This window comes from Cohnella caldifontis (genome assembly GCF_029360585.1).
Classification (GTDB): Bacteria; Bacillota; Bacilli; order Paenibacillales; family Paenibacillaceae; genus Cohnella; species Cohnella caldifontis.
The window spans coordinates 340,362-364,255 of the sequence record NZ_JAQZSJ010000002.1; the positions used below are offsets into that span (position 1 = coordinate 340,362).

Here is a 23,894-nt window from a genome sequence, read left to right on the forward strand (position 1 = left end):
GCCCGGACGGCAGGTCAACGCGACACCGGACGTGGAGGTTGGGAAGCGCCGCTTGCCCCGTAGCTGATTTTGCGTCCCTTCTTCGGCTTGGAGGTGCCAAGCACGCTTCCGATACCCATGACGAACGTCGGAATGCCGGCGGCCACCGTCACGAGCGCCCAGTCGCGGAAGCCCAGCGGCACCGTTTTGAAGACCGGCTGAAGCGGCTCCAAATACAGGACGGCCAGCATCAGCACGAGCGAGGACAGCACGGCGAGCACGAGGAATTTGTTTTCGAGCAGCCGCCGGTGGAAAATGGATCGGGAGCTGCGGCAGTCGAACACGTGGATCAGCTGCGCCATGACGAGCGTCGCGAACGCCACCGTCTGGGCATGGACCAGCGAAGCCGGGTCCCCGTTTCCTTCCCAAAGCGTCAGGACGAATGCCCCGAGCGTGCAAAAACCGATCAAAAGGCCGCGGCTGATGATTTTCCAACCGAGCCGGCGGGCGAAAATGTTCTCTTTGGCCGGGCGGGGCTTCTGGCGCATGACGTCGCTTTCCGACTGGTCGACGCCCAGCGCCATGGCCGGCAGTCCGTCCGTCACCAGGTTGACCCACAGGATCTGGATCGGAACGAGCGGCAGCGGAAGCCCCGCCATCATGGCGAGGAACATCGTCATGATTTCCCCTACGTTGGAAGCGAGCAGGTAGCGGATGAACTTGCGGATGTTTTCGTAGATGCCCCGCCCTTCCTCGACCGCGGCGACGATCGTGGCGAAATTGTCGTCCGCCAGGACGAGCGCGGAAGCCTCCTTCGTGACGTCGGTTCCGGTGATGCCCATGGCGATGCCGATGTCGGCCGCCTTCACGGCGGGCGCGTCGTTCACTCCGTCTCCGGTCATGGCTACGACGTGTCCGGCGCGTTGCAGCGCCTGCACGATGCGCAGCTTATGCTCCGGCGACACGCGGGCATAGACGTTCACGTCGTCCGCGATGCGGTCCAAGTCCTCGTCGCTCATCGCCGACAACTCCGTACCGGTGACCACCCGGCCGTCCCGCTGCATGATGCCGATGCTCCGGGCGATCGCCTCCGCCGTCAAACCGTGGTCGCCGGTAATCATCACCGTTTTGATGCCGGCTTGGCGGCATTTGAGGATCGCTTCGCGGACTTCTTTGCGGGGAGGATCGATCATGCCGGCAAGCCCCACGAACACCAGCCCGCGCTCCGCTTCCTCGTTCGTTTCGCAAGTTTCATGCGTTCTGAGGTCCCGGTAGGCGAAACCGAGCACGCGCAGCGCGTCTTTGGCCATTGCTTCGTTCGCCTGCAGCACTTTCTGCTTAAGGGTCGGGGTAAAGGGCGTCACCTGGTCCCCCCAGAGCACGTATTCGCACTGCCCGATCAGCAGGTCGGGAGCGCCCTTGGTCAGCAAGAGCCGGCCTCCCTGGTGGGATACCAGCACGGACATGCGTTTGCGGTCGGGATCGAAAGGATATTCTTTCTCCCTCCGGTACAACGCCTCAAGCGCGGAACGGCCGTAACCGGTTTTGGCGGCCATGACGAGCAGCGCGCCTTCCGTGGGGTCTCCTTTGACTTTCCAATCCCCCGCGTCCTCGCCCGGTTCTTCCTTGCCGGGCTTGCGTTTGCGCGCCTCGTCTTCCCTTGCGGTCCGAGCCAATTCGGCGTTGTTGCACAGGGCGGCCACCTGAGACAACCTGCGGAGCGCGGCGTCTCCTTTGGCCTCCACCGTCTTGCCCGACTCCGTGAGCACCCCGGAAGGCTCGTAGCCTTCGCCCGAGACGTCGATCCTTCTTCCGCCCAGCCACAGGCGGGTCACGGTCATTTGGTTCTGGGTCAGCGTGCCCGTTTTGTCCGAGCAGATCACGGAAGCGCAGCCGAGCGTCTCCACCGACGGCAGCTTGCGGACGATGGCCCGCCTGCGGATCATGCGCTGCACGCCGAGCGCCAGCGCGATCGTCACGATCGCGGGCAGCCCTTCCGGTATCGCGGCGACCGCCAGGCTGACGCCGGCCAGGAACATGCCGTACAGCTCCTGTCCGTGCAGCACGCCGGCTACGACGACCATCACCGTGAGCAAGATCGAAATCACGATCAGGATTTTGCCCAGCTGCTCCAGCCGGCGCTGCAGCGGAGTGGCCGCTTCCTCCGTCTTCTGGATCAGGTCGGCGATTTTGCCCATTTCCGTGCGCATGCCGGTCGTCGTCACGATGCCTTTGGCCGTGCCCCGGGTCACCATCGTGCCCAGGTAGCCGCAGTTTTTGCGGTCTCCGAGCGCAAGATCGGCCGCCGCGATCGGGCTTGCTTCCTTCACGACCGGAACCGACTCGCCCGTCAGCGCAGATTCGTCCACCGCCAGCTGCTGGCAATCGATAAAACGCAGATCGGCGGGCACGCGGTCGCCGCTCTCCAGCCATACGACGTCCCCCGGTACGAGCGTGCTCGCGGGCACGGTTTCCAGCGATCCGCCCCGGACCACTTTCGCGCTGGGCGCGGACAGCTCCTTCAGCGCGCGGAGCGAGCGCTCGGCCCGGTATTCCTGGAAAAAGCCCAAAATGCCGTTAATCAGAATGATCGCGATGATCGTGAGGGCGTCCAGCATTTCCCCCAGCAGCCCCGAGATGACGACGGCCCCGACCAGCACGAGCACCATGAAGTCTTTGAATTGATGGAGGAGCAGCTTAAGCGGCGGCTCGCCTTGCTTCTCCTGCAGTTCGTTCCTCCCGGCTTCCGCCAGCCGCTTGCGCGCTTCCTCCGGCGCCAGCCCGCTGCGGGGATCGGTGCCGAGCGCCTCCGCAAGCCCGGCGGCGTCCAACTGGTGCCATGTTTTCCCTTCCACTGTCTCTTCATCTCCTCCCGTAATGCGCTGTTTCGCTCCATCGGATCGGCGGACAGCCTGTTCAAGCTATGTCTATTCAGACAAGCCGGGAAATATCCCCGCGTCCCTTTTCCTTTACGGGCAACTGTGGCATCATAGCAAGTACAGTACGCGAACAGGAATAGGATGAACGCCAAATGTCACTCGACGGCATCGTCACCCGCGCCCTCGTGCACGAGCTTCAGGCTTGCGCGGGCGCGCGGATCGCCAAAATCTATCAACCGACGGAAAACGAGATCGTCCTCCATCTCCGCGGCCAGAACGCGAACGGCCGCTTGCTTTTGTCCGCCCATCCTTCCATGCCCCGCCTCCATTGGACGCAACAAGCTTGGGAGAATCCGTCCGAACCGCCGATGTTCTGCATGCTGCTCCGCAAACATTGCGAGGGAGGCGTCATCGAAAGCGTCCGCCAGGACGGATTGGAGCGGATCGTCTGGATCGACGTCCGACATCGGGATGAACTGGGCGACTTTTCCGTCAAACGCCTGGTCCTCGAGATCATGGGCCGGCACAGCAACCTTATCTTGATGGATCCGGCGACCGGCCAGATCCATGACGGCATCCGCCACGTCACCCCCGCGGTCAGCAGCTACCGCGTCGTCCTGCCCGGTACGGCCTATGTGGCGCCCCCGTCCCAGGACAAACGCGACCCGCTGCGGGAAACGGAACCGGCTTTCCGGGATCGGGTCAGCCTTGCGTTTTCCGAAAGCGGCTCTCTGGATACCAAGGCGGCCTCGTCCGCGCTGGTAAACGCCTACACGGGACTCAGCCCGCTTGCGGCAAAGGAAATCGCGCACCGCGCCGGCGGAGAACCGCACAAGCTCTGGTCCGCGTTCCGCGCAGTGATGGACGATGTCGCGGCGCACCGCTATGAACCGAATCTGGTCGATACGGCCGGCGGCAAAACGCTGTTTTCCGCCTTGGCGCTGACGCACGCGGATGGGACCGTCCGGGCATTCGGGACGATGAACGAATGCCTCGAAACGTATTACAAGGACAAAGCCGACCGCGATCTCGTGCGTCAGCGCACGGCGGATTTGAGCCGGCTGCTCGGCAACGAAATTTCCAAAAACGAGAAAAAGCTGGTCAAGCTGGAGGAAACGCTGCGGGAATCCGAGGAGGCCGACAAGCTGAGGCGGACCGGCGAGCTGCTGACATCGCAGCTCCATCTCCTGCAGCGCGGGGACGAATCCGCGGAAATCACCGACTATTACGAGGAAGGCCAACCGTTGGTTACCGTGGCGCTCGACCCCATGCTGACGCCGACGGAGAACGCGCAGCGTTATTTCCGCAAATACAACAAGCTCAAGAACAGCAAGTCGGCCGTCGAAGAGCAAATGGCCGCCGCGCGGGAAGAAATCGCCTATCTGGAATCCGTGCTGCAAGGATTGGAGACGGCCGGTCCGGCCGATATCGAGGAAATCCGCGAGGAGTTGGCGGGGCAAGGCTATATCCGCCATCACGGGGAGAAGCGCGGAGCGAAGAAGAAAAAGAAAGACACGCCGTCCGTGCTCTGCTATACGTCCAGCGAAGGCGTCCCGATCTACGTCGGCAAAAACAACGTGCAGAACGACTATCTCACGAACCGGCTGGGATCGCCATCCGATACATGGCTGCACACCAAAGACATTCCGGGATCGCACGTGCTCATCCGCGGCGAGCCATACGGAGACGCCACCCTGCGCGAAGCGGCGGCTTTGGCGGCTTACTACAGCAAAGCCCGGGCGTCCAGCAACGTGCCCGTCGACTACACGAAGATCCGCAACGTGCGCAAGCCCAGCGGCGCCAAGCCCGGCTTCGTCATCTACGAAGGCCAGAAAACGCTGTACGTCACGCCGGATGAAGCGTTGGTCCAATCGCTCTTCGTCAGCGTGAAGTAACGTTGCTTTTGCGGATGGATTCGAAATCCCGCTATGGCGGCGGAGTTAAGAAACTTTCTTTCCTAACTCCCACCGAAACCCGCCATGGCGGCGGAGTTAAGAAACTTGCTTACTTAACTCCCCCCGAAACCCCGCCATGGCGGCGGAGTTAAGAAAATTTTCTTACTTATCTGCACTCGAGCCGCACTTTTGGTGGTTAGAACACCGGTCAACCAAACGGGCCGCCCGTCTTCCGAAGAAGACGGGCGGCCCGTTGCCGTTATTTCCGTCTGGCCGACAGCAGCTTGTCGATCACGGCGGCGTCGACCGTCCGATTGCCGACCGGTCCGTGGAACACGACGCCTTCCCGGGTGCCGTGGAAATCCGAACCGCCGGTAGCCGGCACGCCTTTCGACTCCGCCATCGCCTCGTAATGACGCTGCGTATCTTCGTCATGATCCGAATGGTACGCCTCCAGCCCATCCGCCCCGCCGTCGAGCAGCTCCAGCACGAGCCGATCGTTCCCGTATAGGCCGGGATGCGCGACGACGGCCGCTCCGCCCGCCTCGTGGATCCAGCGGACGGCTTCCGCCGGTTCGATGCGTGGCGGATTGACGTACGCCGCGGCCCCCTCCGCGAGGTAACGGTCGAACGCGTCGCGCATATCGTTGGCGTAGCCCTTGCGGACCAGAACCTCGGCCATATGGGGCCGGCCGATCGAGCCATCCGCCCGGGGCGAAGCGGAAGCCGCCCTCTCCACCTCTTCCAGGGTGATCTCCACGCCGAGCTCATTCAGGCGGGCGACGATCATCCCGTTGCGGCGGGAACGCACCTCCCGGAGAGACACCAGCCTCTTCAGCAGCAGGGGATCCTCCGGCGAAAACCCGTAGCCCAGCACGTGGATGTCCTTTCCTTCCGCGGAGGTGCTGATTTCGACCCCCGGCACCACCCGAATGCCGTACTCCTCCCCGGCCCGCAAGGCTTCCGCGAGACCGGCGACCGTATCGTGATCGGTAATCGCTACGGCGGACAACCCCGCTTCCTTCGCCATCCGCACCACATGGGCAGGGCGATGGCGGCCGTCGGAGGCCGTCGTGTGGGTATGCAAGTCAGCCCGGCTCATGCGTCAGCCCCCTCAATTGTTCGAACAGCGCGGCGGCCGGCATCGGGAGCAGCGCGGAAGGCAGGCGCACCGCGTAAAACTGCCGCCGGAACGATACGTCCCGAATGCGCACCGCCTTCAGCACCCCGAGCGCCGCTTCGTGCTTGAACGTCCAGGCGCTCAGCACCGTCAGTCCCAACCCGGCCTCTACCGCCGACTTGATGGCCGCCGTGCTTCCGAAGTCGCTGACGACGCGCAGCTTGCCTTCATCCGCGCCGTGGCGGACCAGCTCTTCCTCGACGACCTGCCTCGTTCCGGATCCGACTTCCCGCAGGATCAGCGGTTGTTCCAACACCTCGGCCAGTTCGACCGATTCCCGTGCGGCAAACGGATGCCCGGCGGGCGCGACGAGGAACAGCTCGTCGTCCATGACCGCCTCGGCGTGGATGCCCGGCGTCTCGCAAGGCGCTTCGATCAACCCGAAGTCCAGCCCGTGCGTCTGGATCGCCTCGATGATTTCGGTCGTGTTCATGACTTTCATGCTGACCGAAAGTCCCGGATGACGCTTCAAAAACGAGCCCAGCAGCCGGGGGAGCACGTACTCCCCGATCGTTAGGCTGGCGGCGAAATGCAGCCGGCCCTTGAGGTCCTGGGCGAACCGGACCATCCGGGCGTCCGTCTCCCTCATCAGATCCACCGCTCTCCGCGCTTGCGGCAGCAGCCAATGGCCGGCTTCCGTCAACTCCAGCTTCTTGGTCGTGCGGTTGAGCAGCTTGGTGCCGAAATGCTCCTCCAACGCTTGGACTTGCATCGTCACGGCCGGCTGGGTCATGTGCAGCGCTTGGGCGGCAGAGGAAAAACTGCCCCGTTCGGCAACGGTGCAGAAAATATGCAGTTGATGAACGTTCAGAGCCATGCGGATACCGCCTTTTTGTCTGCTTTTGTCATGCTGTATTATACCATAGCGGGAACAGGCCGTTCCCGCATGCGATTTCGCGGTGAACGGCCTGTCCGAATCGCCGGTTTAGCGGCGTTTGCGGTTGTTCTTGATCAGGGTCATGCGCCGGGAATGGCGAAGCCAGGAATAGTACGTTTTCAGATCCCGCAGCTCCATCGTCTCCGACATCCGTCCCAAAAACGTAACCACGATCATTTTATGCAAAGGGTTCCCGAGTAAGTCGACGTCCTTGTCCGAATCGGCGAACTCCGCGACGAACACCAAGTCGTCGTCGATCGTATAGACGTCCTGCTCGTTGCGGTAATACGAGACGATCCGTCCTTCCTTCAGGCATTGCCACAAAAACTGGGCAATGTCGGAATAACCCGTTTTCTCGCTTTCCACCCGGTCGGTCCAACGCTGACGGGCATGGTTGGTGATGATGATGTCCGCGATCCGCTTGTCTCCAAGCTCGACATGGAAGGGTTCATACGTGTTCCAGCGTTCGGTCTGTTTGTCTTTCACCGGGCATTTCCCCTTCTCCGCATTAGGTCTTAAGGCCCGACCTCGGCTGAAAACTCGTGCGAGAATCCTAAGGAAGTTAAGTCCATTTTACCGCATGCGTTCGCGAGGATTCAACAAGAAAACGAAAAAATCTCCCCATCTATTCCATCTAATGGATGCCGCGCGCCCCAGCGTTCTCTGCTGCCGGCTTGTCCGGGAATCCTTGTACTACGGGCATTTGGCGGAGATTGTCATCCGCGCCAACCGATAGAATGCGAAAAAGTCTCCCCGCAGGGAGACTGTCGAAATCCGTCGGACGAAATCGAATGGTCCGGATTCGGATTATAAGCCGTAAAACCGCGTTTTATCCGGGACGTTCTTCTCGTACTCGGTTTTGATTTCGCCCCGGAACGACCGTTCCACTCTCTTCACGTAAGGCAGCCGCTGAAGATTGCGCACGGTTTCCTCGGCATTGTCCGCGTTCATGTACAGCACCGCGTAATGCATTTTCCGGGACAAATAATGGAGGGAACCGTACTTATCCAACCCTCTCGCCGCTTTGTAATCGCTGAACCAAACGATATAACCGACGCGCTCCCCAAACATCCCCGTTTTCCCTCCGACTTCCAAGTGTCGTATCGCTGCGGTGCGGGTGCCGCGGCAGGCTGGGACTTAACCGCAGCCCCCGCCCCCGCAGGAACAGGCGCCGCCGCTGCCGCAGCCGCCGCTTGCCTCGCCGCGTACCGGATCCGGCACTTTCACGCTGTCCGATACGGCAGACGCCAAAGTGCTGGAGATTTCGTACAACAGCTGGTCCAGCCCGCTTTCCGCGATTTTATAACGCCGGACGGATTCCAGCCGGTCCAGTTCGGCCTGAACGGCGTAAACCCGATCCAACGCTTCGTTATAATCCGGGTGGAACCGGCCGAACCGTTCGCACTCTTCGAATCGTTCTTTGGCTTTGGCGAGCTGGACTTTGAGCCTGCCGGCTTCCGGGTCTTGCTCGACCTGCCGTTTCCAATACACGTAATCGTCCGCGAGCGCGGAACGTTTGATCATTTCTCCGAGCGCGTACGCGCCTTCCAACAGCTCCGTAAAATCGGCGGGAGCAGGATCCGCCGCAACCGATTCGGACGTTGGGAGGAGATCCGGCAACACGGCCATGCAGCTTCACCTCTTCTGGATCTCGATGGATACCGCCTCTATCATACCATATGGAGACGATAGACGGTCAACCGTTTGCAGGAGCGTCGGCGAACGGCAAAGGTTCCAAGTCCGGCAGCACGATCCTAAGGGGGCTGCAACGGTCCGCGGGCAGCGTGTCCGGTTCTTCCGCCCCGTCCGGGCCGCCCCAGCGCCCCCGCACTTGCCAGCCGTCTCCGGAAGTTTCCAGGGCGTCCGGCACGAACAGGCGCCCGCCGTCCTCGCCGACCTGCAGCGCCGCCCGCCAATCGAGCGCCCTCCGGACGAGCTCCCGCCTCGTCGTCGAATGATAGGAGCCGGTCTGGCGCAGCCAACCGGGCGGAACGTCGGATAAGCCGGGAAACAATCGGCCGGCCGTCTCGAGCGTCCCGTCCTGCCGATAGAGGGACGGCACGCTGCCGGTATAGATCCAGCCGGGATCGGACGTTCCGGCATCGGCTTCCGTTTCTCCTCCCGCTCCGGGTTCGCTTCCTTCCGCGCGATCCGGCGCCGGGGGAAAGCCGATTTTCTCCAGCCTGGCGACGAGCTCCTTCGCGTGCGCAGGGTCCACGATGAAATCGCGGTCGCCGACGCGTTCAAGCAGCCAACCGGCTGCTTCCTCATCCTGGAGCAGCCGTTCCGCCGTCCCGGCGTCCTCCGTACGAAGGAGCATGGCGTCCACGACGCGGACTTTGCCGAGCGCCCGGAACCAATCACGAAGCGCTTCTTCGACGGGTCCGGGAAGCGCGGCGCCGGACCCCCGCTCGAGAAAACGGCGCAGTTCCCCTTCCCGCCATCCCGAATCATAGGCCCTCCGAACCGTGGCCGCGGTCAATCGGTACACGAACATGCGGTCGGCGGTTACCCGTTCGCTCACGGCTTCGAGCTGCCAGCGTTCCGCCAAGCCGACGCCGGGCGGCACGAAAATTTCTCCATCCGGCTGAACCAGGAAGCGTTCGAAACGTTCCGCGAAGCCTTCTTCCGTCCGCGATTCCCGGTCTTCCGGGGTTCGAGCGTCCCCCAATTCCGCGAGCAGCCGGAAAACGGCTTCCCCCCGGAACGTCCCCCTTTCCGCCCATCCGAAAGAGACGAGCAGATTCATCCAAACTTCCCAGGCGGAGGGAGCGATTCCGATCCGCAAGAAGTCCCGGTCCCGATACCACTCGAACGCCCGGCAGGCGCATACGGCAGCCGCCGCGAGGTGCCGCCCGGGATCCGGGACCGCGTAACGCAGCATGGCCATGCGGTAAAGCTCGGCATCCGCGGACTGGGCCGACCGGGCCATCCAGGCTTCGGCCCCCGCCGCGGAGACGGAGATTTCGCGGTCCCGCTTCCGCAGGACGCCCGTGCACAAGCCTAAATCCAACGCCAAAGCGGCATGGACGGGCAGTTGATCCCGGTACGGGTACGCGAGTCCGAGCGGCTCCAGCTCCTCCGCCGTCAACCGCATGGCCGAAACGAGCCGGGCAGCCGAAGGTTTGGAGACGGCCCCTTTGGACGTGAGCGGAAGCCCCGCGCGGCGGATTGCCGACCAAGCGGAGAGCAATTCCAGCGATAACGGCAATCGGAAAGGAGCCGCGGCGGCAGCCGTTTCCCGGGCCTCGGATTCGTCCAGCGGATCGGCGAACGCCGGCAGCAGCAGCCGCTGCCAAACCGCCGCCATGTCGGCGGGAACGAAGTACAACCGGTCTCCCCACGTTTTGCGGATGGCGTACAGGATGCCGGTCAGCCGCAAGCCCGCGAGCGCCACCCGCCATTCGGCTCCCGTCCATCGGCCGTCCCGAAGCGCTTCTTCCTCGCTCTTCTCTTCTTCGAAGGCGGTCGCCCCGTAGACCAACAGGATGCGCCTCAGCGCTTCCTTCCGGAGACGGTCGGCCCGGGACGCCCACTCGGCGGCCCATTCCGGGGACGATAACACGTCCGGCAGCTCCATGCCGCCCGAAACGCGGTCTCGCACGGCGGGGTCCGACAAGATTCGCCGGCGGACCGATTCGGGAAGGCCGGCAACGCAATCGCGCACGTTCAAATCCCGTCCCCTCCCGTCCCGTCAGCATCGCCTCGATCGACGGCGTAAGCGTATCCTTGCTCGACCAGAAACCGCCCGCGGTTGCGCGCGAATTCCACTTCTTCCGTTCCTTCGCTGACGACCGTGTAGAACGAAGCCTTCGCTCCGGAAGCTTTCGGCCGCAAAATCCGACCCAGCCGCTGCGCTTCCTCCTGCCTGGAGCCATAGCTTCCGGACACCTGGATCGCGACGGCCGCGTCCGGCAAATCGACCGCGAAATTGGCGACTTTGGACACGATCAGCGTCCTGAGTTCCCCGCGGTTGAACCGGTCGAACAGCTCCCTCCGCTCGGCATGGGGCATTTCGCCCGTCACCAAAGGAAGCCCCAGCTCCCCGGCCAGCTTCCGGAGCTGGTCCAAATATTGGCCGATCACCAGCGTCGGCGTTCCCCGATGCTTGTCCAGCAAGCGGCGGACCGCTTCGGCTTTGGCGGGATTCTCGCCCGCGATCCGGTGGCGGGAGCGCGCCCCGGCTTCCCGGTAACGTTGCGCCGTACGTTCGTCCAGACCCACACGCACTTCGGTGCAGGACGCCTCCGCGATCCACCCTTCGCGCTCCCCCGTTTTCCAGGGCATTTCATACCGCTTCGGGCCGATAAGCGCGAACACTTCCGTCTCCCGGCCGTCTTCCCGCACCAGCGTGGCCGTCAGTCCGAGCCGCCGCGTCGCCTGCAGATCGGCGGTCATGCGGAATACGGGCGCGGGCAGCAAATGCACTTCGTCGTAAATGATCAGTCCCCAATCGCGCCCTTCGAACAGCGACCAATGCGGCAGCTCTTCCTGTCCCGCCCCTCGCGTCAGCACCTGGTAAGTCGCGACGGTAACGGGCCGGACGCGTTTGGTTCGGCCGGAATATTCGCCGATGTCGGCTTCGGTCAAACTCGTGTTTTCCAGCAGTTCGCGGATCCACTGCGTGACCGAGATGGAGTTCGGCGTTAAAATGAGGGTTTCGCAGCCCAGCCGCACGAGCGCCGACATGCCGACCCACGTCTTGCCCGCTCCGCAGGGAAGGACGACCACGCCGCTTCCGCCCCCGTCTCCCGAAGGGCCGAGGAACGCGTCCACCGCCTCGGTCTGGTACGAACGAAGCCGAACCGGCTTTCCGCTCCGGGACGTCTCCCGCAGGGACACGTCCATCGCGCCGCCGCTCCGGTAACCCGCTTCGTCCATTACGGGACAGCCTCGGGCGGCAAGGGCGCTTTTCAGCGCCCCCCTTTTCTCCGGCCGGATCCGCACCATCGTTTCGCTGTTTTGCGGGGACGTCTCGAAGCAAGCCGCCGCCTCCGGCCAGGCGTAAGCCGCCCGCAGCCGTTCGGGGTGATCCGCCAGCAAAAAAAGGCCCTCCGGCCGGCCCGCGAGGCGGAAACGGCCGTAGCTGCCCATCGTTTCCCGGATTTCCCGCTCCACGGAAGCCGGCAATCCGTATCGGGAAAAAGCGCGCAGCCTCTCCACGACCCGATCCGCCGTTTCGCCCGCCGCCGCTGCGTTCCATAGCGACACCTTCGTCATCCGATAGGTATGAAGCTGCCCCGGCTTTTTGCCGATTTCGGCAATCGGGCGGAGGGCTTCCAACGCTTCCGCGTTCCGCGGGTGCCGTCCGTCCAGGATTAGGGTCCCGTCCGATTGGACCAGAAGCGGAAGGGACTCGTCCATGGAAAAGCGACCTCCTCTCATCGCGAGTTTGACGGCGGCAAACTCTCGCCGCTGCAGCAGTCTCTTTTCCATCGTTCCCCGCGTCCGCGATCGTTAACCGCCTGTCACCGCGATTCGCACGCCACCCCGTCCCCGTCGCCGTCCAGCTTCGCGTTGTATCCGGGTTCCCCTTTGCGCAGCGGCGCTTTGCCGGCTGCCCGGGCAGCGGCGCAGCTGGCGAAAGGGGCGCCGTCCATTTGTTCCGAAGCTCCATCCGGCTGACCGCTCGGATCGGGCTGCGCGATGCGGTAATCGGCGGGTTCGAACCGCTTCGCGTCATTCCACATGCTCTCGAACTGCTGAGCGAAGCTGCGGGCCGCCCGTTCGTCCCGCACCGCCATGAGGATCTCGTCGTTCTCGTTCATCGCCGACTTCGAGTAATTGAAGGAGCCGGTCGTGCCGACCTTCGAGTCGGCGATCGTCATTTTCAGATGCATGAGGCCGCTGTGCTTGTTGATCTTGATCGGAATTCCCGCGCTGCCGAGCAGCTTCAAAGCTTCGGTCTGCGTTTTGCCGCCCGCCTGCTGCCGATCGGTGATGATCCGAACGGAGACGCCGCGTTTCTCGGCGTCCCGGATGGCCGCCACGATGCCCGGCTCCGTCAGGCTGTAAATCGCGATGTCCAGCGTGGACTTGGCCGATCCGATGACGTCGATCAGCAGCTTCTGTTGCTCTTTGCCGTCAAACGTCCATTCCGCGTTCGCCGAGTCGGCCTGGCCTCTCTGCGCCGCTTCCGCCGAGCAGGAAGCCAAGGCCAGGGCCAATACCGCCGGCAAGGCGGCTTTGATGAAATTCATGCTGAATACCTCCGCAACTTCCGTCAAGTGATCCCTAGATGCCAGGATGGCTATATTTTACTATGAGTCATCACGGCATGATAGCCTTCCGGGGCCGACAGTTCCATTTCGATTCCTTCCGGTGCCGTCACTTCCAACCGGAATGTCGGCACCCCGTCTTCCTCCCCGATCCGCCATGAGACGTCGATCCTTCCCCCGCCGGGGAGCGGAACCGCGCCGCGGGCCCACCGCAGATCGCCGGGCTGCGGGGAGACGATCACCCGGCGCCACCCTTCCTCCGCCCGCCGTACCCCTAACACGGAATTGCCGAGAAAATAGGCCGGGGCAGCGGACCACGCATGGCAGTGGCTGCGGGTCAGCAAGTTCGGGTTCGCCCGGTTTTCCTCGAAGGCCGGATACATCTCCCAACAGGTCGTCGCTCCGTGCTCGATCATTTGGCCGTAATTTTTCCTCATGTCGTCCAGCATGGCTTGGGGACGTCCGAGCAAGGTCAGCGCTTCATAGTAAAAGAACGCCATAAAGGGGCTGCCGATCTGCACGAAATCGGACGGCGGCGCCAAGAGAAGGTCCGCGACGATGTCCTTGCGGCTTCCTTGGGGAACCCCATGCAAAAACGCGATGATTTGCGTCTGTACGCTGTACGTCTCCGAGCGTCTGCCGTCGGCGTGGATGCAGTCGATATAGGCTTGCCGTTCCGCCGACCACAAATGACGGTTGATCGCCCGGACCAGCGATTCGGACGCCTCCGAGAACGCGGCACCCGCTTCCGGCTCCCCCGCTGCCGCCGCGAGTTTGGCCGCCGTCCGGAGCGCGCCCGCCATCACCGCGTTCTGATGCGTGACGACGCCGTGCCTCGGCTGGTCAATCGGGGCCCAGTCCAGCAAATTCCAGTCCCGGATGAACAGCAAGCCCCGCTCGTCGATATTCCGCAGGTAATGCTCCAGCGCGAACCGCACTTTCGGCCACATGTCCCGGGCGAAGTCCCGGTCGCCGGTATGCTCCGCGTATTCCAGGCAGGCGATCACCCAGAAAAAGGTCCAGTTGGGGATCACGCTGCTCCACCCGCTCGGAACCTGGTCGGCATAGAGCGGGGATTGAAATTTCGAGCCCGGCACCAGTTCGAGGCACCTGCGCACGATGTCGGCCGCCCCGAACACGTAATAGTTGACCAGCGCCTCGTTGCGGCTGTCGCCGACCCAGAACGTCTGTTCATAGGCGGGGCAGTCGACGAACGTGTCTTCCATGCAAAGCCGGGTCGTATGCTTGCTGATTTCCCAGATGTCGTTCAAGAGCGGATCCGAGCAATGGAAGCGGCCGATTTCGGCCACGGGGAAATTGCTTTGCGAAATTTGCACGCCCGTCAGTTTGACCGGACGCGCCGCCCCCCGCACGGTGACCATCAAATAGCGGAAGCCGCGCCGAACCGGCGATTCGTAAACCTGCCGCCCTTCCTTGCACGTATAGCGGAGCGTGTTGTCCAAGGCGTAGGTGTCCTGCCGCCAGCCGTCCTTCATGTATTCGAAACCGTAAAAATCCAGAACGGCGCCCGCCGGCGCGTCGGCTTCGAATCGGAGATAACCCGACCATTCTTTCCCGAAATCCAAAACGAACTCCGCGTCGCCGCCACCCAGCAGCGGAATGACGGCCGGCGCGCGGTTGGCCATGCAGACCGTTTGAAGCTCCCGCGGCACCGGCAAGCGTAGTTCCTCCCGCTTCCAAACGCTCGCCGCGAACACGGAAACGTCGGAAACGAACGCGGACGGCATCGGGGACAGCCATTCGGAAAACGAAACCCATTCATCCGCCGAACGGACGCTTCTCATGGATGCATACGTACGGAAGGCCGGAAACGCTTCCTCATCCAGCTCTTCGTGCCCTCCGAAGCCCTTGTAGCGGGACAGCGGCGGAACGGCCGCTTCATGATCCACATGCACCCACTCCGAGAAAGGGCCGATGCGGACGAACGGGGAATCCCCGACCGATTCGCCCAGCGGAGATTCCAGCTCGAACGGGACCTCGCAGTCGATGCCGAAATGAAGCCCGCCCCCGTGGTCGGTGCCCGCCGTCTCCAGCACCAGCAAGTTTGCGCCGGGCCGCAGCCGAACCTTCGCGTATCGTTCGGGGGATGCTCCCTCCATCGCATCGGCCGGCATATAGGTTCCGTTCAAGTTCAAGCCCTGGAAGGCGGGAAACCAGGAGACGAAACCGATCGTTGCCTCGGCGGCTTCGCCGACGCGGATCACCGTGGCCGCGAAGCCGGCGAAGGACACGGGATTGGCATGCTTGACGCTGTCTTGGACCATGGCGTTCCGGATATCCAGCCAGCCGGTACGGGAGACGGGGCGGACCCGCTGGAACGATTCGACCCGGACGGGCCAGACCGTCTCCTCGGTAAGCGGCGGAATCCCGCTCGGCACCAGCTTGCGCCAAGGTCCGTCCCCCGGCTTTCCGATGATCCGTGCGGGTTCCCAAACGCCCTCGGCGGAAGCCGGCGCCCGGAACCATTCGGCGTCCCACGTCCCGGCGTCCACCCGTTCCGAAAACCCGAGCTGGCAGGACATGCGGGGCGACCGCCTCTCGTAACCCGCATGTTCGGCCGTCGTCCAGGTCTCGTCCGTTCCGAGGAGAAACGTCTCCCCATGTTCCGTAACCGCACACGCCGAAGCTTACGACCAATACGGCGATCGTGTTGTCGTCTTCCTTCAGCAGATGTCCGATTTCATAGACGTCATAGCCGAGCTCCTCCGGCCAGGAACGCACGGGACCTCTGCCGCACCGCGTTCCGTTAACGTACAGGACATAACGCGAGTCCGCGGTGATGAACAACCTGGCGGGGCCGGAGCGGAATCCGGGAACGCGGAACGTCCGCCGGAAGCATCTCCACGCGTTGCGCGGGGCATCCTCGTTGCCGCCCCAAATCCAAGAAGCGTTCCCGTTACGGTCTCCGAATAAGGTCATGGTTTCATTCCTCCCTGCGGGATGTTTTTCCCATTGTACTTCCAACCGCGCCGCCCCCCGAGGGGCGATTCGGACCATTCGCAGGGGGAAATCGGACATCATGCCCTTGCATCAACGCCGCGTTTGACTTACGCTCTAGGAAAATCGCCCTGCAGACAGGAGGTGCCCCGATGCCCGCCAGGCGCCCGATCGCCTTGACACCCGGCTCTCTCTTTTTTTCTCCCGGCCTGCCCATTCACGTCAACCGCGCGACCGAGTCATTCGAGCTGCAAGAGCATGCGCACGAATTCATCGAGGTTTGCGCCGTCGCGGAAGGCAGCGGGGAGCATTATATCGACGGCGGACATTTCAAGGTTTCGAGAGGCGACGTGTTCTACATCCCCGTCGGAGTCTCCCATGTCTTCCGGCCTCTCTCGGCGTCTCCCGGCCAACGTTTGGTCGTCTACAACTGCCTCTTCACCCGCGGCGCCCTGGAGTCCATCCTGCGGCTCATTCCGATCGAAGACGAGCTGGGCGCCTTCTTTCGGGAAATGGAGGACGGCCGCCGATGGTTCGCGGTTCGCGACCCTTCCTGCGAAGCGGAACGGATTCTGGCCCGCTTGCGGGACGAATCCGCAAGGCGCGCCGCCGGGCACGCCGCCCTCTTGCACGCGGGCATGCTGGAGCTTCTGGTTCACCTGTTTCGCCAGAGCCGGAACGGGAGAGACGGCCGCCCGGCTACCGCCGGAGCCTCGGAGGCCGTACGGGCTTGGCTTGCGCGGATCGACCGAAGCAGCGCGGAGCCCGTCCGTGCCGAGCGGATCGCCGGCGAATTGGGGATCAGCGCGCGGCAGCTGCAGAGGTGGGTTCGCAAAGAAACCGGCATGTCTCTCACGGAATACGCGCAAAACGCACGCATCCGGGAAAGCTGCCGGCTGCTGGCCGAATCCGCGATGCCGGTGGCCACGGTCGCATCGGCCGTCGGCTATCAGGACATGAAGTTTTTCAATCGCCTGTTCAAGCTCAAGACCGGGTTAACCCCCGGCGAATACCGCCGCCAAGCCAAAATTCGGCCGGAATAGCGGCACTCCGTCTGAATTCGGGTCCGCTTCATTCGCCGGTACCGACGACCAGCTGCGGGCAGCGCCCGTCAGCACGGCTTCGCTCAAACGTCCCCCGTATTGAACCGTTATCCGGTTCGAATAACCCGATTTCCCGTCTTCGAAGAACCGATCCGTAAGCGATACGGATTCCGATGCGGACACGCCGGGATAAACGACTCTCCACACCGCTTTCGCCGTATCTCCTTGCGGCTCCAGCACGAAGCTTTCCACATGCGTCCAGGTTTCCGGTTTTCCGTCGATTTCCAGAACGATATTCTCGTTCAGCATCGATTCCAGGCGGATTCTCACCGCTTCGAATTCCCGTTGGTCCATCACGCCGTCGCGATTGGCGTCGCCGCCGGTCAACTCGCTGACGGAATTCTCGTCCAGTTCGTACGTCAGCACCGTCTGCGACGGAGACAATTCCAGCGTGGTATGGCCCTGGCTGAAGCCATGGGAAGCAATCGGCTGCGGAACCGGACTAAGGAACACCGCTGCCGCCAAAAGGAGCATGCGCGCATAGGGCAAACGAACGAGCGCCGACACGATTGAGTTCCTCCTTCGCGCTGTCCGCCGAGCGAAAACGGCTCGAACGATTCTCACCCTACCCTATCAGACCATTGTTAACCCGCTGTCAAATCGAAAGGAAGATTGAATTAAAAAAATCCCTTGCCGTCTCGCAAGGGATCTCCTTTACCATTCCGAAGTTTCAATGCCCGGTTGCTATTTAGAATTCCGGTTTGCTTAGTTGGCTTGACGGCAGCGTATAAGGTTCGATTCGATTCATATCCGGGATCCGAATCGCTTTGCCCCCGCTGAACATATAGGCCCCATTGATTTTTCCCAAATAAGATACTCCGCCAATCAGATAGGTGGTTTCATCCGGATACTTAACAAGCGGCTTCGCCGTCCAGTTTTTCCCGTCAGCGGAGTAAACGAATAGATCTTCATGGACGGATCCATAGAAGATAACAAATTGGTCGTCAATCACATCGATCCCGGTCGTCAAGCAATGTTCGCAGTCCGGCATGTTGTTGTCGGCCATCTTCCAGGTCATCCCGTCTTGTGAAATCAAAATCCGATCGGGTTCATACCCGTCTACCGCGATATATCCCTTGGAATTTTTGGCCACTACCATGCCTTTGAAGAAACCCTTAGGCATGACGGCGTCCTTCCAATTCACGCCGTCCGGGCTATACTTCAGCTTTTGCGATTGGTTCGAGGGACCCTCCCATGTCGCGATATATTTTTTTCCGTCCCACATCATCATGTCCCAATTGCCGGTAAAACCGTTTCTTCCCTTATAAATCTTGGTCCATTTCTCGCCATCGGGGGAAGTGAAGATACGCCCGTAAAGGCCGAAAGCCACCAGTTGTTTCCCATTCCAATAAATATCGAAGGTCGTCTCCGATGTGGAACCCGATTGAATGGGAACGAACCTCCACTTCAACCCGTCGCTGGACAAATACACGCCGCCGCTGCCTGTCGCGACAAATTTCCGGCCGTCCCAAATGACATCCTGAAAGTCCGGCGCACCTTGGGAGGTGACGACGACCGATTTCTGATAATGGATTCCATCGTCGGTTACGACAACAGCCCCGCCCTCCCCTACGAACACGTATCTTTTTCCATCGGTTGCCTTCGAACGAAATCCAGCAGGGGTTCCGAGGAAATTCACTCCCCACGTCCTGCCATCCTTGGAGAAGTAGCCATAGACCACCTTGCGAGAGCTGCCTTGCGTAGAAACGCCAACGAAGCCTTTTTCGCTTCCCAGCACCCTTCCGACCAACTGTCCGCCCGGCATGACCTGCTGTTCCCACGTCTTAAGGTCTTTCGACGTAAATACGATTGGCTGCTTGCTGCCGTTCTGCCCAACATAACCCATTCCCACGTAAAGGCTGCCGTTATAATCGATGTCATACAGGACACCGGTTTTCACTTGGCTTGTTTTTGTCCATTTGAGACCGTCCGGTGAAGCGAACACGCCTTCGTCCCCAACTCCGATATATTGTTTACCGTTCCAAATCACCTCGCTTAAGGGGCTTGACAAAGCCTGCTCCTTCCAATTGCGCCCGTCCTTCGAAATCGCAACGAACGGTTGATTCGAAGCGCTAAGGGCGAAAAGCGTACCGTTCACCAACCGGAACGCGGCGATGTTGTCGTTCCAATTCGCGGCGCGGCTGAATGTCTTCCATTTCATGCCGTCTGCGGATAGGTAAGCTTGGCCATAGTTGTTGATTCCGAAAAACCGATCGAAAGCGTATACCGCGCCCGTCAAACCATACGGCATGTCCGTAAGCTGCCGGGTCCACGCCATGCCGTCAGAGGAAAAGAAAGCTTCCGCTTTCGCATAGGGGTTGTTGCCGGGCGACCCCCACATGACATATCGCGATCCGGTCCACACGATGGCGGATAAATAATAATCGCCGATTCGGGAATGTGGGTTCCATTGCTTTCCGTCCTTGGACACGGCGTATGTCCCATATGCGCCGATGGCAACATATTCTTGATTGCCATAAATGAAATCCGCCAATGCATCCGCGCCCAGATGCGGGTCGTAAGCGGTCCAGGTTTCGTTCGGGGAAAATTGATCCTGATGGACAAAATCCGGTTTCTCCGCCGCAATGTCGGCCAAATCCGGCATTTTCCCTACGAATACGGTTGCCTTTAATCCATTCTCTTGCAGCTCGACGGGGTAACCCAGCACGTTTTCGATCGTATCGTACGGTACATATAAGGTGTTGGATACGATCTTCGGGTTGGCTTGCGCGGAAACCGAGCCATACGGGATCACCTGTTCGGATACCGGCACTTCCGCCGCCAATTCATCCTGCGCGTTTGCATGGCCTACAATGGCATTGGATCGTCCAACGTTGATTTGGATCCATTTTCCGCCGGATTGGTTCACGCGAGCAGAGTAAGGTTTTTCGATCCAAACCAGGGAATCCCCCATGCGGGCAACGATCGAATCCAATGGGACATAAATCGATTCCGCGTTATACACCGCTCCTTCATAGCGCTCCCCATTGATGTACAAATCACTGCGCAGTGTGGGCGTTCCTCCCGAAACAGCCCCTGCAGCAGGCATGGCCGCGATATAAATGAGCGAAAAAACATGGAAGCATAAAAGCAGCATGATGCAGCGGCGAATCCATCTCGGCCTCGAGTTCATCGATGTCCTCCAAATGAAATGTCGTAGATCCCAATTTACCATTATCGCGATGACCTGCGAGAAAATCCAAGCAAATTTGTGCAATTTCCCCATTAAAAGAAAAATCCCTTGCGCCGCAAGGGAATGAAATTAAAAAACCCGCCGTTCCGGCAAATGCCGGACCAACGGGTTTCTCCTGCAGGATCGATGAAGTTTTCGTCTTAATGAATGGCCGTTTCCCGATGCTCGTGCTCCGAAATGCCGCTGAGCGCCTCTCCCGCTTCGGAGACGAAGATCTCCCGGACCGCGAGGTCTCCCAGCGATACGACGCCCTTCAGCTCCCCGTCGTCGACGACCGGCAGGCGGCGAATCTGCTTGGCCGCCATCAGGGAGGCCGCTTCGTCCACCGACAGGTTGGACGAGATGGTCAGCACGTCGTCGGACATCACCTCCGTGACGGAGGTCGATCCCGAGTGCTTCTCCGCGTATCCCCGAATCACCAAGTCCCTGTCCGTGATCACCCCGACCAGACGGTTGCCGTCCACGACCGGCACGAATCCGATATCGTGGTCCCGCATAGCCACCGCCGCCTCGAAAATATTGTCCTTCGGCGTCACCGTAATGCAGCCGCTGGACATGACATCCGCGATTTTACGCATGGTGTCCCTCCTTTCCGGTTTAGCTTGGCCGGAACGGAAGATTTCCATGCGTCACCGCGCCGCGGAATCGTCCGCCGCCGCGACGAGCAGGCGGGCGGCCGTCAGCATCGCCCGCTCGTCGATATCGAACATCGGATGGTGATGCGGCGCCGAAGAACCGTCTTCTTTGCCCGCTCCGACGAAGAAGAAACAACCGGGCTTTTCCTTCAAATAATAAGAGAAGTCTTCACCCGCCATGATGGGCTCGCTGCGGACCGCGCGGCAATCCGGCAGCGCCCGGGCGGCAACCTCCAGCATGCGGAGCGCTTCGGCTTCGTCATTGACGACCGGAGGATAGCCTTCGAAGTATTGGTACCGAAAATCGACGCCGTGCATTCCGCATACGTGGCGGACGATCTCTTCCAGCCGTCTGCGGACAAGCGCGCGGATTCCGGGGGTAAAGCTGCGGATCGTTCCGCTGAGCCGGCACGTTTCCGCGATCACATTGTTCGCCGTTCCGGCATGCAGCTGTCCGACCGACACCACGGCGGACTCCAGCGGATTGACGCTGCGGGACACGATCGTCTGCAGCGCGGTGACCAGGGCGGCGCCCGCGACCAACGCGTCGGCGCTCTCGTGGGGCAAGCCCGCGTGGCCGCCTTTGCCCTTGATTTCCACCTCGAACTCGTCCGGACACGCCATGAACGGTCCCGACCGCGTCGCGACGGTTCCGTACGGCAGCGGCGACCATAAATGAACGCCGTACACCGCGTCCGTCCCTTCCAGCGCGCCGTCCCTGATCATGCTCACCGCGCCGCCGGGAAGCACTTCTTCCGCGGGCTGGAACAGAAACACGCGCGTCCCTGCCGTCTCCTCCCGGTGCCGGCTGTAATAGCGGGCGACGCCGAGCAGCTCGGCCGTGTGTCCGTCGTGTCCGCAGGCATGCATGACGCCCGGAACGGTCGAGGCGTACTCGCAGGTCTTGGCGTCCTGGATCGGAAGCGCGTCGATGTCCGCCCTCAGCGCGACGCTCCGTCCCGGCCGGCCTCCGACGAGCTTGGCGACGACGCCTGTTCCGGCGACGCCCCGTCTCACCTCGAGCCCCCAGGACTCCAGCAGGCCGGCGATCCATTTCGACGTCTCATGCTCCCGAAATGACAGCTCCGGGTGCCGATGCATGCGCCGACGCCATTCTACCATGTCACCGTAGAGCGAATTCAGCGTGTTTTCCATCATGTTGCGCCCACCTCCCGGCCGATTTGCGCCAATCGGGCCTTGTTCCGATATTGTACCAGAAACCGGGATTCGAGTCATCGCCGCTTTAACGCTTTCCATCCGGAAAATGTCAAATAACGTTCGAAGATCGGGCCTCCCGCAGGGTTGCAGAACCCGGGCAAACCGTCTATGATGAAGGGTAACATGGACAAAAAAGACGGCCGCCGGGAAGCGCCGCGGCACGTCGAACCCGCATGGACTACCGAAGGAGGAGCTATACGCCCATGATCATCGAAAATACAGGCTTGAACGGCATGCGCAGCGACCTTGCCCATTTGGACGAATCCGCCGAAAAACTCGGCTTCGTGCGGTGGCAGTGGGAGTATCGCCGGGCTACATACGATCTGAAAATGCACGACCGCGCCAGCGGAAACGACTACTTTCTTCGGATCAGCACCCGGGCGGTCGAGGGCAAGCTCGAAAAGCCGGACGCGATCCTGGAAGTCGAACACGTATACATCGGACGCGCCACGTTCCCCCATGGGATGGAATACGAATCGCCGATTCCGCAGCCGATTTTGAATGCGGCCACGCAACGCGCGCAGGAATTGAAGCAGCTGCTGGCCTGAGCCGCCGGGGGTTTAAGCCATGAAAACCCCGGTTACGGGCCAGCGCGGCACGCCGGATTTTTTGCTGCTCATCTTGACGCTGCTCTTGGTCGGCTTCGGCCTCGTCATGGTGTTCAGCGCCAGCTCGAGCATGACCGTCGTTTCCGCCAAATACGGCTACGACGCGTTGTATTTCACCAAGCGGCAGCTGCTGTGGGCCGGGATCGGCACGTTCATGATGCTGACGCTCATGAACATCCCCTACCACAAGTTCAAAAAATGGTTTGCCCCGTTCCTCTTCCTGACGATCGGCATGCTCGTTCTCGTGCTGTTCGTGGCGGATAATATCAACGGCGCCCGCAGCTGGCTCGGTTTCGGGGGGTTCGGCATCCAGCCCACCGAATTCGCCAAGCTGGCGGTCATTCTGTACCTGGCTTCGATCATCGTCAAGAAGGACGAGAAATTCCGCGAATTCAAACGAGGGCTCTTGCCCGTCATGATCGTGATCGGATTCATCGCTTTCTTGATCATGCTGCAGCCGGACTTGGGCTCATGTCTGATCCTGATCTCCTGCGCGTTCGTCATCATCGTCGCCGGGGGGTCCAACCTCAAGCACGTGTTCTTGTCGGCGGGCGTGCTCGCCGGAGTCGGCTTGCTCGGGCTCAGCATCTACCTGCTCGCCAATCCGGACACGGACGGCGGGTACCGCGGCGCCCGTTTTACCGCCTTCCTCAATCCCCTGTCGGATGAGCAGGGCAGCGGCTACCACCTCAGCCGATCGCTCATGGCGTTCGGACACGGAGGCCTGACCGGGGCCGGCCTGGGCCACAGCGTGCAAAAGTTGTTCTATTTACCATACGCTTACAACGATTTCATTTTCGCGGTGATCGCCGAAGAGCTGGGGTTCATCGGGACTACGGTTTTCTTGTTGTTTTATATGCTGTTTCTCTGGCGGGCGCTCATCGTTTCGCTTCGCTGTCCGGACATTTACGGCACGCTGGTCGGGGTCGGCATCGTTTCGCTGATTTCGATCCAAGCCCTGGTCAACATGGGAGGCGTCAGCGGGGCCATTCCCGTTACCGGAGTCACGCTGCCGTTCATCAGCTACGGCGGATCTTCCATGCTGGTAACCTTGTTCGGAATGGGGATCCTGCTGAGCATTTCGCGGGAGTATAACCGGGTCGACAAAGAGAAGGAACGCCGGCCGGGCGCAGCCGCCTGACAATCGCAAA

At 61.4% G+C, this 23,894-nt stretch carries 18 protein-coding genes; 4 read left to right on the forward strand and 14 right to left on the reverse strand.

Annotated elements, in window-relative coordinates:
- Positions 1-14: 14 nt before the first annotated feature.
- The gene (locus PTZ19_RS04595; protein WP_276352616.1) at positions 15-2,834 is read right to left on the reverse strand and encodes a calcium-translocating P-type ATPase, SERCA-type; all 2,820 of its coding nucleotides are present in this window, start codon (positions 2,832-2,834) and stop codon (positions 15-17) included.
- A 176-nt stretch (positions 2,835-3,010) separates the two neighbouring features.
- Here PTZ19_RS04595 and PTZ19_RS04600 point away from each other — a divergent pair, with 176 nt between their 5' ends.
- Positions 3,011-4,753 carry an Rqc2 family fibronectin-binding protein gene (locus tag PTZ19_RS04600; RefSeq protein WP_276352618.1) on the forward strand — a complete coding sequence of 581 codons (1,743 nt, stop codon included), beginning with the start codon at positions 3,011-3,013 and terminating at the stop codon, positions 4,751-4,753.
- Between the two features lie 259 nt (positions 4,754-5,012).
- Here PTZ19_RS04600 and PTZ19_RS04605 read toward each other — a convergent pair whose 3' ends face one another.
- The 9 genes from PTZ19_RS04605 to PTZ19_RS04645 all read right to left on the reverse strand — a co-directional run bounded on the left by PTZ19_RS04605 (position 5,013) and on the right by PTZ19_RS04645 (position 15,571).
- Positions 5,013-5,855, reverse strand: coding sequence for a PHP domain-containing protein (locus PTZ19_RS04605; protein ID WP_276352619.1), 843 nt, complete (start codon positions 5,853-5,855; stop codon positions 5,013-5,015).
- Positions 5,842-6,750: a LysR family transcriptional regulator gene (locus tag PTZ19_RS04610; RefSeq protein WP_276352621.1), complete on the reverse strand. Its 909-nt coding sequence runs from the start codon at positions 6,748-6,750 to the stop codon at positions 5,842-5,844. The genes PTZ19_RS04605 and PTZ19_RS04610 overlap by 14 nt, the downstream gene beginning before the upstream one ends.
- Before the next feature lie 108 nt (positions 6,751-6,858).
- Positions 6,859-7,296, reverse strand: coding sequence for a hypothetical protein (locus tag PTZ19_RS04615; RefSeq protein WP_276352623.1), 438 nt, complete (start codon positions 7,294-7,296; stop codon positions 6,859-6,861).
- 321 nt (positions 7,297-7,617) lie between these two features.
- Positions 7,618-7,881, reverse strand: a complete 264-nt coding sequence (locus PTZ19_RS04620) for a YlbG family protein (RefSeq protein WP_276352624.1) — start codon at positions 7,879-7,881, stop codon at positions 7,618-7,620.
- Between the two features lie 66 nt (positions 7,882-7,947).
- Positions 7,948-8,439, reverse strand: a complete 492-nt coding sequence (locus PTZ19_RS04625; RefSeq protein WP_276352626.1) for a YlbF/YmcA family competence regulator — start codon at positions 8,437-8,439, stop codon at positions 7,948-7,950.
- A gap of 67 nt (positions 8,440-8,506) precedes the next feature.
- Positions 8,507-10,477: a helicase-associated domain-containing protein gene (locus tag PTZ19_RS04630; protein WP_276352929.1), complete on the reverse strand. Its 1,971-nt coding sequence runs from the start codon at positions 10,475-10,477 to the stop codon at positions 8,507-8,509.
- A gap of 2 nt (positions 10,478-10,479) precedes the next feature.
- Complete coding sequence (locus PTZ19_RS04635; RefSeq protein WP_276352627.1) at positions 10,480-12,174, reverse strand: DNA repair helicase XPB; 1,695 nt, start codon at positions 12,172-12,174, stop codon at positions 10,480-10,482.
- Between the two features lie 104 nt (positions 12,175-12,278).
- Positions 12,279-13,010 carry a phospholipase D-like domain-containing protein gene (locus tag PTZ19_RS04640; protein ID WP_276352628.1) on the reverse strand — a complete coding sequence of 244 codons (732 nt, stop codon included), beginning with the start codon at positions 13,008-13,010 and terminating at the stop codon, positions 12,279-12,281.
- Positions 13,011-13,060: 50 nt separating this feature from the next.
- Positions 13,061-15,571, reverse strand: coding sequence for a family 78 glycoside hydrolase catalytic domain (locus PTZ19_RS04645; protein WP_276352629.1), 2,511 nt, complete (start codon positions 15,569-15,571; stop codon positions 13,061-13,063).
- Positions 15,572-16,138: 567 nt separating this feature from the next.
- Between PTZ19_RS04645 and PTZ19_RS04650 the strand changes: the two genes are divergently transcribed.
- On the forward strand, positions 16,139-17,029 hold the full coding sequence (locus tag PTZ19_RS04650) for a helix-turn-helix domain-containing protein (RefSeq protein ID WP_276352630.1): 891 nt from the start codon (positions 16,139-16,141) through the stop codon (positions 17,027-17,029).
- Here PTZ19_RS04650 and PTZ19_RS04655 read toward each other — a convergent pair.
- The 4 genes from PTZ19_RS04655 to PTZ19_RS04670 all read right to left on the reverse strand — a co-directional run bounded on the left by PTZ19_RS04655 (position 16,982) and on the right by PTZ19_RS04670 (position 22,075).
- Positions 16,982-17,596, reverse strand: coding sequence for a hypothetical protein (locus PTZ19_RS04655; RefSeq protein WP_276352631.1), 615 nt, complete (start codon positions 17,594-17,596; stop codon positions 16,982-16,984). The two genes, PTZ19_RS04650 and PTZ19_RS04655, sit on opposite strands and share 48 nt — an antisense overlap.
- A gap of 181 nt (positions 17,597-17,777) precedes the next feature.
- Positions 17,778-20,222: a stalk domain-containing protein gene (locus PTZ19_RS04660; protein ID WP_276352632.1), complete on the reverse strand. Its 2,445-nt coding sequence runs from the start codon at positions 20,220-20,222 to the stop codon at positions 17,778-17,780.
- Positions 20,223-20,422: 200 nt separating this feature from the next.
- Positions 20,423-20,860, reverse strand: a complete 438-nt coding sequence (locus PTZ19_RS04665) for a CBS domain-containing protein (RefSeq protein WP_276352633.1) — start codon at positions 20,858-20,860, stop codon at positions 20,423-20,425.
- A 51-nt stretch (positions 20,861-20,911) separates the two neighbouring features.
- A complete protein-coding gene (locus PTZ19_RS04670; protein WP_276352634.1) occupies positions 20,912-22,075 on the reverse strand; it encodes a M20 metallopeptidase family protein in 1,164 nt (387 codons plus the stop codon).
- A gap of 263 nt (positions 22,076-22,338) precedes the next feature.
- Here PTZ19_RS04670 and PTZ19_RS04675 point away from each other — a divergent pair, with 263 nt between their 5' ends.
- Together PTZ19_RS04675 and ftsW are read left to right on the forward strand one after the other, a co-directional pair.
- On the forward strand, positions 22,339-22,683 hold the full coding sequence (locus tag PTZ19_RS04675; RefSeq protein WP_276352635.1) for a YugN family protein: 345 nt from the start codon (positions 22,339-22,341) through the stop codon (positions 22,681-22,683).
- Between the two features lie 19 nt (positions 22,684-22,702).
- Positions 22,703-23,884, forward strand: coding sequence for a putative lipid II flippase FtsW (gene ftsW / locus PTZ19_RS04680; RefSeq protein WP_276352636.1), 1,182 nt, complete (start codon positions 22,703-22,705; stop codon positions 23,882-23,884).
- Positions 23,885-23,894 lie beyond the last annotated feature (10 nt).

Bases quoted from the DNA above. Each gene is read 5' to 3' on its own strand.
- PTZ19_RS04645 (WP_276352629.1), bottom strand. From the start codon at position 15,571: ATGTCCTGCCAGCTCGGGTTTTCGGAACGGGTGGACGCCGGGACGTGG.
- PTZ19_RS04610 (WP_276352621.1), bottom strand. From the start codon at position 6,750: ATGGCTCTGAACGTTCATCAACTGCATATTTTCTGCACCGTTGCCGAA.
- PTZ19_RS04665 (WP_276352633.1), bottom strand. From the start codon at position 20,860: ATGCGTAAAATCGCGGATGTCATGTCCAGCGGCTGCATTACGGTGACG.
- PTZ19_RS04625 (WP_276352626.1), bottom strand. From the start codon at position 8,439: ATGGCCGTGTTGCCGGATCTCCTCCCAACGTCCGAATCGGTTGCGGCG.
- PTZ19_RS04675 (WP_276352635.1), top strand. From the start codon at position 22,339: ATGATCATCGAAAATACAGGCTTGAACGGCATGCGCAGCGACCTTGCC.
- PTZ19_RS04635 (WP_276352627.1), bottom strand. From the start codon at position 12,174: ATGGACGAGTCCCTTCCGCTTCTGGTCCAATCGGACGGGACCCTAATC.
- PTZ19_RS04605 (WP_276352619.1), bottom strand. From the start codon at position 5,855: ATGAGCCGGGCTGACTTGCATACCCACACGACGGCCTCCGACGGCCGC.
- PTZ19_RS04600 (WP_276352618.1), top strand. From the start codon at position 3,011: ATGTCACTCGACGGCATCGTCACCCGCGCCCTCGTGCACGAGCTTCAG.
- ftsW (WP_276352636.1), top strand. From the start codon at position 22,703: ATGAAAACCCCGGTTACGGGCCAGCGCGGCACGCCGGATTTTTTGCTG.
- PTZ19_RS04640 (WP_276352628.1), bottom strand. From the start codon at position 13,010: ATGAATTTCATCAAAGCCGCCTTGCCGGCGGTATTGGCCCTGGCCTTG.
- PTZ19_RS04660 (WP_276352632.1), bottom strand. From the start codon at position 20,222: ATGAACTCGAGGCCGAGATGGATTCGCCGCTGCATCATGCTGCTTTTA.
- PTZ19_RS04650 (WP_276352630.1), top strand. From the start codon at position 16,139: ATGCCCGCCAGGCGCCCGATCGCCTTGACACCCGGCTCTCTCTTTTTT.
- PTZ19_RS04620 (WP_276352624.1), bottom strand. From the start codon at position 7,881: ATGTTTGGGGAGCGCGTCGGTTATATCGTTTGGTTCAGCGATTACAAA.
- PTZ19_RS04670 (WP_276352634.1), bottom strand. From the start codon at position 22,075: ATGATGGAAAACACGCTGAATTCGCTCTACGGTGACATGGTAGAATGG.